Genomic DNA, 13,894 nt, shown 5'->3' on the forward strand with positions numbered 1-13,894 from the left:
GTCTATTCCTCTGCGTCGAGAATGCCCAGTACCTGCCACAAGGCTTGATATTGGCGGGTGTTGGCAAATTCGCCAAGATTTTCGGCCAGTTCCGGATTCTCCTCCGCCACCCTGCGCAAGGCCGCGGCGATCTTTTCCGGGTTCAGCGAGACGGCGGCCTGCGCCAGGCTGGCGCGTGTTTCGCTGCGCAACCCGGCGAGATCTTCGGCGCTGATCTTTCGCACGGCGCCGGCGGAGCAGGGCGATGCCTCCGGCGTCGGCAGCGGGGCGCGAATCAAGCGTAGCGCGAGATGTTTTTCCAGAATCCGGAACAGCGCCTCTTCTTCGAAGGGTTTGCTGAGAAAGTCATCGGCGCCGGCGAGCAGGGCTGCCTGCCGGCTCTCTTTCATCGCGTTGGCGGTCAGCATGACGAGGCACGGCTGGTTGCCCGTTTTGCCTTGCCGCACCCGGGCGATGATCTCCAGGCCATTGCCGTCGGGCAAGAACCAGTCCATGAATACGAGGTCCGGCGCCGCCGTTGCGATCGCCGCCTCGGCGGCTGCCGCACTGCTTGCCTCGCTGACCACGAAACCGAGCGGCTCGAGCAGCGATCTGACGAGCAGCCGCGCCTCCGGCATGTCGTCGACCACCAGAATCCGCCGCTGGTGATCGGCCGGCTCGACCCCCGAGACGCGCCCCCGGGCGGGTTTGGCGCTCCCCGATTGGCCGCCGGGTACGGTAATCGCAAAGCGGAAGGTGGCGCCTTTGCCCGGTTCGGATTCGAGCGTCAGTTCACCGCCCATCATCTCGACATACTGCTGGCTGATGGTCAGCCCGAGACCTGTGCCGCCTTGATGCGAGGCGCCGACCTGCTCGAACGAGGCAAAAATTCGCGCATGGTCTTCGGCGCGGATGCCGATCCCGGTATCGATCACGCGGAAGGACAGCCGTATCTCGCCATTTCCGGCATCAGCCGCGGCAACACTTAGTGTGACCGAGCCGGCTGGCGTGAATTTGACGGCATTCGACAGCAGGTTGAGCAGGATCTGGCGCAGCATCACCGGGTCGAGCACGACCGATGGCGGCAGGTCGGACATCTCCAGCTTCAATGCCAGGCCGCCCTGTTCGGCCCGCAGACGCATCATGCCGACGATCTCCTCGAGCAGCCCGGCAAGATCAATGTCTTCGGCGGACATTTCCATCTTGCCGGACTCGATCTTCGATAACTCCAGAATATCGTTGATCAGCGTCAGCAGATGATTGCCGGAGTTGTTGATGATCTCGATGTTGCGGCGCTGTGCCGGGTCGAGAACCGGGTCCTTGCCCATCAGTTGCGAAAAGCCGATGACGGCATTCAGCGGTGTGCGCAATTCATGGCTCATGTTGGCCAGGAAAGTGGTCTTGGAACGGTTCGCCGCCTCCGCTTCGTCGCGTGCTTCGGTCAATTCCTCGGTCCGCTGACGAACCAGGTCTTCCAGGTGTTCGCGGTACTCCTGCAATTCCTGTTCGTTGCGCTTGCGTTCGGTGATGTCGGAAAAGATCGAGATGAAGCGGCGTATCCGGCCGTCCGGTCCCGTCAAGGCCTGGATCGATATTTCCTCGGGGAAGACGTCCCCGGTCTTGCGCCGGTTCCACAGTTCGCCCCGCCAGTGGCCGACGCGGGTGAGCTGCTCCCAGAGCTTCCGGTAAAAGTCGGCGTCGTGCACGCCCGACTTCAGCAGGCGGGGGTTCCGGTTGATCACCTCGTCCCGCGCATAGCCGGAAATGCGGCAGAAGGCATCATTGACCCAGAGGATCGTGCCGCTCGGGTCGGTGATGATGGCGCCCTCGGCCATCGCCGCGAAAGCCATTTCATTTTCGCGGCGGGCTTCCTCGCTGCGCAGCTTTTCGATACTGCGGTGGCGGGCGAAGTAGGCGAAGGTAAACATCGCCGCCAGTCCAAGGATCCAGATGCCCAGGTGCCAGTACTGGATCGCCCGCCAGGTCGGCTCCTGGGCGGTCCGGTAGGCATTCAGATTGATCGAGATGGTTGCTCCGCCGCGCAGGCCGCCGACCGGAACCAGCGTGTCCCGGTGGCACTCCAGGCATTCCTTCTCCATGCGCATCGGAATCATTGCTCGCATCAGGCCGTGCGCGCCTTTCTTCGGCAGCACTTCGGCGACCATGTCGCCGCCTTTTTCGAGGGCATCCAGCGCCTTGGCCTCCCAGTCGTCCGGCGCATTGTCCATGTTGCGCAACTGCTTCGAGGTCAGGCGCTCGCGGCTCCCCGGTACGCCCTGATTGGCTGCTTCCTGGATGGCGAGCAGCAGATGAATCGGCGTTACGGTCACCAAACGGATGGTTTCGCCGTTGCTGCGCAGGACGGTTACCCGCTCCTCTTCTTCCAGCGAGTTGACGGGAGGTATTTTTTCTTCGCGGATGAAGACGCCACCGACATCGGAGGCCCATTTGCGAATGGACATGTCCTTCTTCAGATTGGCGACGGCATCGATGCGCGCCAGGGCGCTGGCAGTCCGGTTCAATTGCTCGCGCTGGGTGAGCAGGGAGGCGAGAACCAACAGCGTCCAGACGAGGGTCGCCAGAAGGACGATTTTGGCGCCCGGCCACCGGGGCGAGAAAGGATGGGTTGATGGCATGTCTGCTACTGAATACCTTCACTGCGCTGTTTTTTGGCAACCATGAACGGTGCCGGAAATGGACGCCAACTGGCTGGCCGGAGTATGCGAGGTTAGCCCTGAAAGCGAGATTCCGCGCAGTGTATGTCCAGCGGGCGAACAAAACAAAAAAGGGGGCAGATTTCTCTGCCCCCTTTCAATCCCGAAACCTCAGGATGTTTTACTTGACCTTCTTGGCGCCGTTCTGTTCGAGATAGGTTTTGGCACGCAGACCGATGTCGGCGGCTTTGACCTGGTATTGCCAGACTTGCTCGGCCCACAGATTGGCCTGGTCCCAATCCTTCTTGGCAGCAGCGGCTTCGTGCTTGGTCTTGGCTTCCTTCATGCGGTTGAGCTGATCGGTTGCATCTTCGACCATCGCCACGACATCCGGGAAGTCCTTGTAATTCACGCTGGTGATGTAGCCGACCACGGAATCGATGACGACCTGGGTATCCACCACCTTCTTCACCGTCGCCTTATAGTCGGCTTCGGTGTAGTTGGCCTTGGCGCTTTCCTGCGTCTTGCCCGGCTTCCAACCCTTCGGCTTGACCAGCAGGTAACCCTGCATTTCAAGGTGGAGCGCGGAACAGAACTCGGTGCAGTAGTACGGATAGACGCCTTCCTTGTCGGCCTTGAACTTGACGGTCACCGTCTTGCCCGGCTCGATGGAAGCATGGACGTTGTAGGTCGATACCGCGAAACCGTGGGTTTCGTCCTGGGCCCGTTCGAGGTTGGTCAAATGGACGGTGATTTCGTCGCCCACTTCAGCCTCGATCGTTTCCGGGGTGATGTGCGAACGGATCAGCGTACCGAAGACTTCGATCTTGTTGCCCTTCTTGTCGGTATGTTCCTCACCGGCCCGGACCGCGCCCGGATTCGGCTTGTCGGTACGGCTGTTGGTGCCGACCTTGTAACGAACGCCCGGCTTCAGCTTGGCCGCTTCGATGGCGACGACGTAGTGCGGCTCACCCAACGGCAATGGCATGTCGTAGAGCAGTTGCATCTTGTCGTTGCTGATGTCGATCAACTGGTGGTTCTGCGGATGCAGCGGGCCAACCGGGTTGAAACGATCGATCGACAGCTTGTTCAGCGCCACCAGATAGCGCCCCTTCGGATCGGCCGAGTCACCTTCCATGGTCATCAGGTGACCGATGTTGTAATGCACGGAGATCTTGTCGAGCACCTTGCCGTCACAGTGATTCCATTTGACGACTTGCGAATCGACATAGAGCGAGGTGTAGGCGATACAGGGCTTGCTGTCGTACTGGGTGTGCAGCGGGCCGAGGCCGAGCTGGACCTGGGTATGCAGCGCATCCTTCATGCCGATCACCGGAATGCCGTACGGATCCTTGGATTCGAACTTGTTGGCCTTGATCGCGGCCTGGATCTTCTCGAAGGAATAAACCGAGACGTGGGTGTCGAGCTTGCCGGCGACGGTCAGGAACTTGCCGTCCGGGGTGACGTCGACGCCGTGCGGCGACTTCGGTTCCGGAATCAGGAAGAGGATGCCTTCCTTGATGGCCGTTTCCATCATCAGCACATTGTGGCCGTTGATCTTCTTGGCCTTGCCGGCAGCGACCAGTTCGGCCGCCTTCTTCCAGTTGATCACGTGCAGATAGTCGGTGTCCTTGGCGGAGCAACCGGCTTCATACGGCGGACGACCCTTCTCGATGCCGCCGACGTAACGCTCGGAACAGAACGAGTTGGTGAACGACCAGCCATCGGACGGGCCTTTACCGGCATCCGACAAATCCTGCGAGTAGGGCGGCAGTTCGAGCGAGAAGGAATTCTTCACGTCGATGCGGCCTTCCTTGCGATCGAACTTCCAGTAGGTGATGCCGCCGCGATACTTCTCGTTGAACTCTTCGAGCGGGAAGAACTTCTTGTTCTCGAGCGGCGAAGCGTACTGGGCGGCTTCGATGATGTAATCGGTGTTCGGGGTAACGAAAGCGCCACCATGCTCGGACTTGAAGATCGGATTGACCACGATCTGCTTGGTCTCGAAGTCGCGCAGGTCGATCACGGCGAGGCGCGGATTGGCCTTGTCGTTGATGAACAGGAACTGACCGTCGTACTTGCCCTGGGTTTCGGAAATGGCCGGGTGGTGCGTATCGCCCCAGTTGATTTCCTTGCCGTCGATATTGCCCTGGCGCAGCACGGCCTTCGATTCTTCATCGAAGCCATAACCCTGCCACGGTTCCGGCGTGAAGACGCCGATGTACTTGAGGATGCGCATCGACGGAATGCCGTAGACGATGACCTGGCCAGACTGGCCGCCCGAGCTGAAGGCGACGAAATCGTCACGCTTGCCGGTCGGGACGTAGGTCTTGGACGCCGCCAGCAGATCCTGCTGGCTCAGGCCACGGCGCTTCATCACGTCCTGCAGCGACTCGGCTGCCCATGCCGACGTGGCTGCGCCGAAGCCGATCCCCGCCGCAACCGCCAGCAGAGTCGATTTGACTGCAAATTTTTTCATTTGAATCTCTCCCATGAATCGAGAAGTTGAACTTCCTACCCCTATTGCCGCGGGCAGAATACTCCCTGCGGCAATTTGTCGCACACTGTATTACCCCTAGAGTATGAAAAAATTGATGTTGGTTAATTCCGTGGACACTCGTTCGGGGAAAATGCGTTAAGTTCGGCAGCCCAAGGAAAAGAAGCGTTCTGGTGAGCAAAAAAATACTGATAGACCTGATCGGCATTCTGCTGATTGCCCTGGTTGTCGTGGTTGGCTACAAGTTGTCGCCAATGTTGTTGCCCAAGGCCGATGTCACGGTGCAGCCCGATCCGGCCTGTGATTTGCAGCGTCAGGCATGTGCCGTTGCCCTGCCCAATGGTGGGCAGATCGAGTTGTCGATGGGGACGCATCCGATCCCGATGGTCAAACCCTTTGCGGTTCAGGTCACGGCCAATGGTTTCAGCCCGTCACGGGTCGAGATCGATTTCACCGGCCTAAACATGAATATGGGTTACAACCGGCCGCAATTGGCGGCCCGCGGCGATGGCCGATTTGTCGCCGAAGCAACGCTGCCGGTGTGCATTACCGGCCAGATGGAATGGCAGGCAACGGTGCTGCTTGAAACCGGTAGCGAACGTCTGGCCATTCCATTCCGGTTTACTTCGGGGAGCCACCAATAACATGTCCGAACGCATTCTGATCGCCATCGCCGGTCTGCTTGCCGCACTGGTTCTTGGTCTGGCATTTTTCTGGTCGCCTGAACTGCCCGAGCGCCCGTTGCCGATGGCGGCCTTGCCGCCGGGTGGCGATTTCACGCTGCAGTCGTCGACTGGTCCGGTTTCGCTGAAGGATTATCGCGGCAAGGTCGTACTGGTCTATTTTGGTTACACCTATTGTCCGGATATCTGTCCGACGGCACTGGCGGCAACCGCCGACGGATTGAAACAACTGACTGCCGAAGAGCTGACCCGGGTGGCAATGCTCTTCATCTCGGTCGATCCCGAGCGCGATTCGCCGGCGCGGCTCAAGGATTACGTCGAGTTCTTTCATCCGAATATCGTCGGCGTGACCGGTACGCCTGAGAGTCTGGCCGAAATCGCTAAACGTTACGGTGTTTTCTATGCTCGACAAAAGGTCGAAACGGCCGGTGACGGTTATGTTGTCGACCACACTTCCGATACCTATGTCGTCGGGCCGGACGGTCGCTTGCTCAGCAAAATCAGCCATGCCTCGCCACCCGATCAGGTGGCGGCGGAAATTCGCAAACGTTTGAATCAACCGTGAAAGAGAGATTGACGATGAAAAAACTATCGATGCTAATCACAGGCCTGACGCTGGCTACCGGGGTGCTGGCCGGGGCAGCCGACCAGCTGACCGTGCAGGACCCCTACGTTCGCCTGGCACCGCCCAACGCGCCAGCCACCGGTGCCTTCATGGTGATCCGGAACGGCGGCGACAAGGATGTGAAGGTGCTGAAGGCCGACAATCCGGTTTCCCGGGTCACCGAGTTGCACACCCACCTGAACGAGGGCGGTGTCATGAAAATGCGTCCGGTGGCAGCGATCGAGGTCAAGGCCAAGGGTGAGGCCGTGCTCAAGCCGGGCGGCCTGCATGTGATGATGATCGACCTCAAGGCGCCGATGAAGGAAGGCGATGTCGTGCCGATCACGTTGACGCTTGATGACGGCAGCACCAAGCAGGTTGATGCCAAGGTTGTCCGACCGATGGCCGCACCAGCCCCTGCCCCCATGCCGATGATGGAACACAAACACTGAAATTGGCTGGTCTTCGCTCGTCAACCCCAATAGTAGTGGTTGGCGAGCGAGTCGGGCCGTTCCGGCCAACAGCTTCCCGTAGCGTCTGTGCTAGTCTGGCGGCCCAACGTTCCCGGCCGTATCGCTCAGATTCATGGACGCTGTCAGTTCTCCCGAAGTAGTCGCGGCAATTGTTTTTGCCCTTGCCGTCGGGCACACCTTTTCGACCAGTTTTTTCGCTCGATTGGCGCATCTCCAGTCGAGACATGCCGGGCTGTGGCATCTTCTGTCGGAAGTCGAGGTGGTGTTCGGTTTCTGGGCTTTCGTGCTCGTGGTGACGCTTTTCGTGCTGACCGGCAAGGCGGATGCCGTCGATTACATGGAGAGCCGGAATTTCACCGAGCCGCTGTTCGTCTTTGTCATCATGGTGGTCGCTGCCAGCCGTCCGATTCTCGAATTCGGCGATGCGACGGTCCGTGCTCTGGCCCGCCTGTTGCCATTTCAACGTTCTCTGGGCGTTTTCTTTCTTTGCCTGTCCGCCGTCCCGTTGCTTGGCTCCTTCATTACCGAACCGGCGGCGATGACCCTGGCGGCGTTGATGTTGCGCGATGGCTACTTCCGGCACGGGCTGTCGCGACGCCTGCAATATGCTGCGCTCGGCGTCCTCTTCGTCAATGTTTCGATCGGCGGCACGCTGACCAGTTTCGGCGCTCCCCCCGTCTTGATGGTGGCCGCCAAGTGGGAATGGAACAGTGTGTTCATGCTGTCCACTTTTGGCTGGAAGGCTGCCATCGTGGTCCTGGTCAACGCGGCGCTGCTGACCGGCTTGTTTCGCCATGAGCTGGCCACCGGACGTCGCGACGATGTGGTCGAAACGGAGGCTGGCGTGCCTGTCGTGGTGATCCTCATTCATCTCGCCTTCCTGGTCGGGGTGGTGGTGTTTGCCCATCACCCGGCGATCTTCATGGGGCTCTTCCTGTTCTTTATCGGTTACACCGAGGCCTACGAACGCTATCAGGACAAGCTGATTCTCCGCGAGGGACTGCTGGTCGCCTTCTTCCTGGCCGGCCTGGTCGTCCTCGGCGGCTTGCAGCAGTGGTGGTTGCAGCCGACCCTGATGGGGGTCGAGCCAACGCTTCTGTATTTCCTTGCTATCGGCTTGACGGCGATTACCGACAATGCCGCGCTGACCTATCTGGCATCGCTGGTCGACGGTGTTTCGGCTGAATTCAAATACGCGATTGTTGCCGGGGCAGTAACCGGCGGTGGACTGACCATCATCGCCAATGCGCCGAATCCTGCCGGGGTGGCGATTCTCAAATCCGGCTTTGCCGATCAGTCGATCAGTCCGCTCGGACTTTTCCTCGGGGCGCTCGCTCCGACCGGCATTGCCATACTCGGATTTCTGCTGCTGTAACGCGAACTCAGGTTCTGACCGGCCGCTTCGACAGCTTGCGCTGCAGTGTGCGGCGATGCATCTTCAGGGCGCGGGCGGTGGCGGAAATGTTGCCTTCGTTCTCGTTGAGAACGCGCTGGATATGTTCCCACTCCAGACGGTCGACCGATAGCGGCTCATCCGATGCCGGCAGATCGAGATCCGGTCCATCGCTGTCTTCGAAGGCGGCGAGGATGGCCTCGATCTCGACCGGTTTAGCCAGATATTGCACGGCGCCCAGCTTGACGGCGTCGACGGCGGTGGCAATGCTGGCATAGCCGGTTAGCACGACGATGCGGCAATCCGGGTTGATGGCCAGCAGTTCGGGAATCAGTGCCAGTCCGGAACTGCCGTTCAAATTGAGATCGAGGACGACCTGGCCGGCACCGGTCTGGCGGGCCAGTTCGCGGGCCGAAACGACGTCGAAGGCACCGCACGCCGGGTGGCCGCGTCGTTCCAGCGTGCGAATCAGGATGGCATTGAAGCTGGGGTCATCATCGATGACCAGGGTCATTTCGTTCATTGGCTTGTCCGCGGTAGTTCGATGCGGGCGAGGGCGCCGCCATCGTCGGGGTTGATCAGGGTCAACTGGCCGCCCAGTTGCTCAATGGCCGTGCTGGTCAGCAGCAGGCCGACGCCGCTGCCGCCGGTATGGGCCGGGAAGCTGTTATGGCCTCCGTGCTCGAGTACGGCGGGCGGAAAGCCCGGGCCGTGATCGCGAATCTCGATGCACAGGTTCTGGCTGCACCAGCTGAGACGGATTTCAAGCGGGGTTGGGGTGGCGTTGGCGGCGTTGTTCAGCAGGTTGAGCACGGCCTGCTCGAGCCGCGGGTCGGCGACGATGAGCGGTGCGGGGCCGTCGCTACCGATGATCAGCCGGCTGCCCGACTGCGGACGGGCGGCGTGCCAATGCTGGCGTACCCCGTCGAGCCAGCGGTCGGCAGGTTGGCTGGCGGTGTTTTCCAGGCGCTCGGCGCCGGCCCGCCGGGACAGGCCGGTGATGATTTCCTTGCAGACGCCGATTTGCTGGCGGAGCAGTGCGATGTCTTCGCGAGTTGCTGCATTGAGCGTCGGATCGTTGGCCAGTTCGCCGGTGAGCAGCGCCATGGTGGCGAGTGGCGTGCCGAGTTCGTGGGCGGCGCCGGCGGCCAGCGTGCCCATCGCCATTACCCTTTCATCGCGCAGGGCCTGTTCGCGGGCCGCCGCCAATTCGGCATCGCGTTGGCGAATCAGGCGCGTCATGCGAACCGCGAAGACGGCGATCATCGCCGCCGAAACGGCAAAGGTCAGCCACATGCCGATCAGGTGCAACCGGGTGGCACGGTTGGCGTCCGGCATCGGCATCGGGACGTAGTAAACCATCAGCAGCGAATAGGCCGTAATGGCAATGCTGCATACGGCGAAAACGCTACGCGCCGGCAAGGTCAGCGCAGCGATGGCGACCGGTGGCAGGAGTAGCGAAACCAGCGGGTTGGTGGCTCCGCCGCTGAAAAAAACCAGGGCGCCGAGCGAGGCGATGTCGACCAGCAGCTGGCTGAGCAGTTCGTGACTGGTCGCGCTGCTGGCCAGCCTGAGCCGCCACTGGACCAGGCCGTTGAACAGAGCGGCGACACCGATGATGCCAAGTAGCGGGCTCTGCGGCAGCGGAATGTCGAGGGCGCCGGGAACAAATAGCACGAGCAGCGTGACGATGGCCAGCACGGCCCAGCGACTGGCAACCAGACGGCGCAGGTTGGCCAGATGGTCGAGGCCGTTAGCGGTGCTGGAAATAAATGGCATGGGCGCAATTATGCGTGATTTGTGTCAATTAAAACTTGCCTGGTCGGTGTGACAATTCGCCGCAGGTCTTTCTGGGATTCCATTGCATGCTGCTACGTACTTTCATTCCCCTGGCGTTGCTTGCCGTCTTGTTCGCCGGCCCGGTCGGCGCGGTCGACCTCGACAAAGGCAAGGAAATCAACGGCACCTGCGCGGCATGCCACGGTGAATTCGGCCAGGGTGGCAAGAAGGGCGAATACCCGCGCATCGCCGGCCAACGGGTGAAATATCTCGAGAATCAGCTGAACAGTTTCCGGGCGCGGACGCGGCTGAATATTCCGATGTTTCCCTATACCCAGGAACGCGAGCTGTCGGACGACGACATCAAGGACGTCGCGGCTTACCTGGCCGGGGTCGAATTGCCGACCCGGATGCCGAACTTCGTTGGTAATGAGGATGCGCTGACCCGTTTACTGATGGTCGATAAAGTGATGATCATTCCGCGGGCCGAAGGCGATATCGAGAATGGCGGCAAAATCTACCAGAAGCAGTGCGTCGCCTGCCATGCCAAGACCGGCAAGGGGCGCGGCATGTTCCCGATGCTGGTTGGCCAATACACCAGCTATTTGAAACGCCAGGTCGGTCTCTATCTGAAGGGCGACCGGCCACATGACGAGGAGGGCGTGGTTGGCGTGCTGAATGGCTTGAAGCCGGCTGAAATTCAGGACATCCTTGCCTATCTGACCGCACTCCAGGAGCCGCAGGAATGAAACACCTGATTGTCGCCATGCTTGGCGTTGTTGTCATGCAGACTGCCTTGGCCCATGGCCACGCCGGACCGATCGATGACAGCATGCCGGATGCCCAGCGCATCCGCTTTTGCGAACGGGTGCGCGATCATGCGCTGCAGGCTTTCTACAATCGCGATAAAGGCCGGCCGATGAAGCTGTTCGACGAAGATGGCAGTGACGGGGCGCGGATCACCAACCACATCATCCGCCGGATCTACGCCGAGCCGCAGATTTCCAGTCCGAAGAAGGCCGAGGTCTTTGGCCGGGGAACCTGTAACGAGATGATGGGAACCAAGCTCCCGGCTGACTGAGGTTGGTTAAAACAGGCCGGGAATGAAGCGCCTGGTCTGCTGCATGTAGTCAGCGTAGGCCGGGCCGAAATAGTTCAGGCATTCCTGTTCGTCGGCCTTGGCGGTCAGCACGAGGAAATACGAGCAAAGGACGGCGATGCTCGTGCCGAGCCATGAGGGGTCCTGGAAATAGGCGCCCCAGGTGAGCGCCAGCAGCGAGGCGTACATCGGGTGGCGGATGTATTTGTAGATGCCGCTGGTGACCAGCGTGGTCGTCTTCTCGAACGTATACAGCGTCTGGTCTTCGCGTTGTTCGCTGGCCTTGCCGAGTTTGCGCAGGCGGCTCAAGCCCTGCTGGACGAGAAAAATACTGAGCAGCATCAGCAGCCAGGAGGTGAACTGGTGCGGCGAATAAGGCTCGGTACCCCAGACCCCGTGGTTGAGGACGAGCAGCCCGAGAATCGCTTCCCAAACGAAAAAGCGATAGAAGCCATGGCGCCCGGGTTGGACAATCGATTTGCGGGAAAGCCACAAGACAATCGCCGAGCCAAAGATAAAAGCGAGTATGTCCAGCATGATCTCAGCCTGAAAAAGCCGCGCCGAGCGCGGCGGTCATGTAGGTATGGTCGAGGACCCCGGCGCTTTCGCGGATGCTGTGCATGGCCCACATCGGCGAGCCGACGTCGACGCTGGCAATACCCAGGCGCGCCGCGACGATCGGGCCGATCGTGCTGCCGCAGCCAAGATCGGTACGGTGGGCATATTGCTGCCAGGGTACCCCGGCTTTCTCGCAGATCGCCATGAAGCGCGCCGCCGTGTCGGCGTCGGTGCTGTAGCGCTGGTTGGCATTGCATTTGATGACCGGGCCGGCATTGACGGTAACGCGGTGGCCGGGTTCGTAGGCGGCCGGAAAATTGGGGTGCCAGGCGTGCGCCATGTCGGCGCTGATGAAAAAGCTGCGGGCCAGCATCCGGCGGTGGTCTTCGCTATCCAGTCCAGCACTGGCGGCGAGCCGGCCGATGACATCGGCGACGAAGCTGCCGCCCGCCCCGACGGCACTTTCGCTGCCCACTTCCTCGTGATCGAAAAAGGCGCACAGGCAGGTGGCCGGTGGATTGGCGGTGGCCAGCAGGGCGCTTAACGCAGCGTGGCAGGAGGCCAGATTGTCGAGCTGGCTGTCGGCAATGAATTCGCGGTCGACACCCCAGAAGCTGCCTTTCTGGGTGTCGTAGGCATTCAGCTCCCAGCTCAGCAGATCGGCCGCAGCGACGCCGAGTGCCTCGGCAATCGGCTGGCGGAAGCGGGTCTCGGCACCGGACTCATCGGAAACGCCGAGCAGCAGGGGCAGTTCGGTTTGCTTGTTGAACTTGAGGCCGTTCTCATTGACCTCGCGGTTCATGTGGATGGCCAGGTTGGGCAGGCGGAGCAGCGGTTCATCGAAGCGGAGCAAGCGGGTGGTGAAACCGCCGGGTGTGCGGATATTAACCCGGCCAGCCAGCGACAGATCGCGGTCGGCGAAGGTGGCCAGGAGCGGTCCGCCGTAAACCTCGACGCCGAGGCGCACCATGCCCTGCGCATCTTCGCCCGGTTTTGGCTTGAGGCGCAGGCCGGGCGAATCGGTATGCGCGCCGATCAGGCGCAGACCGGTCTCGGCCGCCGGCTGGGCGCCGATGATGAAGGCGATGATCGAAGAACCACCGCGGATGGCGTAGTAACGGCCGCCGGCTTGCAGAGACCACCGGTCGACTTCGAGCAAATGCGCAAAACCGGCTGCTTGCAGGCGGGTTTCGCAGGTCTGGACGGCATGCCAGGGGCTGGGGCTGGCATCGATGAAAGCGAGCAGGTCGGTGGCCCGGGCGCGCGTTGAGTCGGATATGGTCATGGCATGGTTTTTCGTTCGTCGCGATATGCTTTTAGCACGATGTCGGCGATTTTTCCATCGTAAAGCATGGCCAGGTGGCCGACCGGCGGCAACTCGACGTCCTTGGCGCCGGGCAGGCGCTGGTTGTCCTGCGGCATGGCGAAATTGTCATAGGGGTTGCGCAGGCTGACGGCCGGTATTTGCAGTTTTTCGCTGGACATGTCGCGTAGCCATAACGAATCGGGCTCCATTTCCCGCGCGTTCTGGCCGATGCCGAGGCGGGCGAGTGCGGAGCCGGCGTGCGGCGTGGCCAGCGTGATCAGCCGGTCGACCCGGGTGATGCCGTGGCGGGCCAGATAGGAGCGACAGACCAGCCCGCCCATGCTGTGGCCGAGCAGGGTGACTTGCTTGCTGCCGGTGGCGGCGCAGACTGCTTCGATACGCTGATTCAGTTGCGGCACCAGCTTGCCGATGCTGGTGTAGGGCGGGACCAGGCTGAGCGTGGCGACGGTGTGGCCGGCCGCTTCCAGGCGCCGGCGCAGCAGCCACCACACGCCGCGGCTGCAGCCGTAGCCATGGACCAGCAGAATCGGGCGGCGACCGGTCGGCAAGCGGTCGGCCGGCATCCAGAGTCGCTCGAAGGGGATGAGCAGCATAAAGGTGAACAGAAAGGCGAGGTATTCGCCAAACATCATGCGGGCCTTGGTCGCCAGGTTCAGGTGCAGGGCCGGCGAGGCATAGGCCATGCCGAATATCCAGGTGACGGCGATGATGCCGGCCCGCAGCCCGAGCAGGCCGCCGATGGCGCCGATAGCAGCGGCGGACCAGTCGAGGCCGAGCCAGAGACGGCCGATGGCCAGGTAGCCGGCGATTTCCAGCGTAATCCAGATGAGCAGGGAGAGCGGAACCAT

At 61.2% G+C, this 13,894-nt stretch carries 13 protein-coding genes; 6 read left to right on the forward strand and 7 right to left on the reverse strand.

Features of this window, described 5'->3' with window-relative positions; translation table 11 throughout:
* Positions 1-2 precede the first annotated feature (2 nt).
* On the reverse strand, positions 3-2,615 hold the full coding sequence (locus tag ACLIKD_RS06540) for an ATP-binding protein (RefSeq protein ID WP_428827654.1): 2,613 nt from the start codon (positions 2,613-2,615) through the stop codon (positions 3-5).
* 199 nt (positions 2,616-2,814) lie between these two features.
* Positions 2,815-5,112, reverse strand: coding sequence for a Sec-dependent nitrous-oxide reductase (nosZ, locus tag ACLIKD_RS06545; protein WP_226419495.1), 2,298 nt, complete (start codon positions 5,110-5,112; stop codon positions 2,815-2,817).
* 191 nt (positions 5,113-5,303) lie between these two features.
* On the opposite strand from nosZ, the gene ACLIKD_RS06550 reads away from it, so the two are divergent.
* The 4 genes from ACLIKD_RS06550 to ACLIKD_RS06565 all read left to right on the forward strand — a co-directional run bounded on the left by ACLIKD_RS06550 (position 5,304) and on the right by ACLIKD_RS06565 (position 8,265).
* Positions 5,304-5,774, forward strand: a complete 471-nt coding sequence (locus tag ACLIKD_RS06550) for a hypothetical protein (protein ID WP_428827655.1) — start codon at positions 5,304-5,306, stop codon at positions 5,772-5,774.
* A gap of 1 nt (position 5,775) precedes the next feature.
* Positions 5,776-6,378 (forward strand): SCO family protein, encoded by a 603-nt coding sequence (locus ACLIKD_RS06555; RefSeq protein WP_428827656.1) that lies wholly within the window; start codon positions 5,776-5,778, stop codon positions 6,376-6,378.
* Positions 6,379-6,392: 14 nt separating this feature from the next.
* Positions 6,393-6,869 (forward strand): copper chaperone PCu(A)C, encoded by a 477-nt coding sequence (locus ACLIKD_RS06560; protein ID WP_428827657.1) that lies wholly within the window; start codon positions 6,393-6,395, stop codon positions 6,867-6,869.
* Positions 6,870-7,002: 133 nt separating this feature from the next.
* Complete coding sequence (locus tag ACLIKD_RS06565) at positions 7,003-8,265, forward strand: putative Na+/H+ antiporter (protein WP_428827658.1); 1,263 nt, start codon at positions 7,003-7,005, stop codon at positions 8,263-8,265.
* A gap of 7 nt (positions 8,266-8,272) precedes the next feature.
* Here the strand turns inward: ACLIKD_RS06565 and ACLIKD_RS06570 are convergent, their stop codons facing one another.
* Entirely contained in the window at positions 8,273-8,806 is a 534-nt protein-coding gene (locus ACLIKD_RS06570; RefSeq protein ID WP_428827659.1) for a response regulator transcription factor, read from the reverse strand.
* Complete coding sequence (locus ACLIKD_RS06575) at positions 8,803-10,062, reverse strand: ATP-binding protein (RefSeq protein ID WP_428827660.1); 1,260 nt, start codon at positions 10,060-10,062, stop codon at positions 8,803-8,805. Before ACLIKD_RS06575 ends, ACLIKD_RS06570 begins: the two co-directional genes overlap by 4 nt.
* Before the next feature lie 86 nt (positions 10,063-10,148).
* Between ACLIKD_RS06575 and ACLIKD_RS06580 the strand changes: the two genes are divergently transcribed.
* The gene (locus ACLIKD_RS06580) at positions 10,149-10,811 is read left to right on the forward strand and encodes a c-type cytochrome (RefSeq protein WP_428827661.1); all 663 of its coding nucleotides are present in this window, start codon (positions 10,149-10,151) and stop codon (positions 10,809-10,811) included.
* Positions 10,808-11,143 (forward strand): hypothetical protein, encoded by a 336-nt coding sequence (locus tag ACLIKD_RS06585; RefSeq protein ID WP_428827662.1) that lies wholly within the window; start codon positions 10,808-10,810, stop codon positions 11,141-11,143. Before ACLIKD_RS06580 ends, ACLIKD_RS06585 begins: the two co-directional genes overlap by 4 nt.
* Before the next feature lie 6 nt (positions 11,144-11,149).
* Here ACLIKD_RS06585 and ACLIKD_RS06590 read toward each other — a convergent pair whose 3' ends face one another.
* Genes ACLIKD_RS06590 through ACLIKD_RS06600 form a run of 3 tightly spaced genes read right to left on the reverse strand, consistent with a single transcriptional unit; the run spans position 11,150 to position 13,894 of the window.
* Entirely contained in the window at positions 11,150-11,698 is a 549-nt protein-coding gene (locus tag ACLIKD_RS06590) for a methyltransferase family protein (RefSeq protein WP_428827663.1), read from the reverse strand.
* 4 nt (positions 11,699-11,702) lie between these two features.
* Positions 11,703-13,004: a M18 family aminopeptidase gene (locus tag ACLIKD_RS06595; RefSeq protein WP_428827664.1), complete on the reverse strand. Its 1,302-nt coding sequence runs from the start codon at positions 13,002-13,004 to the stop codon at positions 11,703-11,705.
* On the reverse strand, positions 13,001-13,894 hold the full coding sequence (locus tag ACLIKD_RS06600) for an esterase/lipase family protein (RefSeq protein ID WP_428827665.1): 894 nt from the start codon (positions 13,892-13,894) through the stop codon (positions 13,001-13,003). Before ACLIKD_RS06600 ends, ACLIKD_RS06595 begins: the two co-directional genes overlap by 4 nt.

The sequence above is a fragment of the Azonexus sp. IMCC34842 genome (assembly GCF_050368855.1).
Taxonomy (GTDB): Bacteria; Pseudomonadota; Gammaproteobacteria; order Burkholderiales; family Rhodocyclaceae; genus Azonexus; species Azonexus denitrificans_A.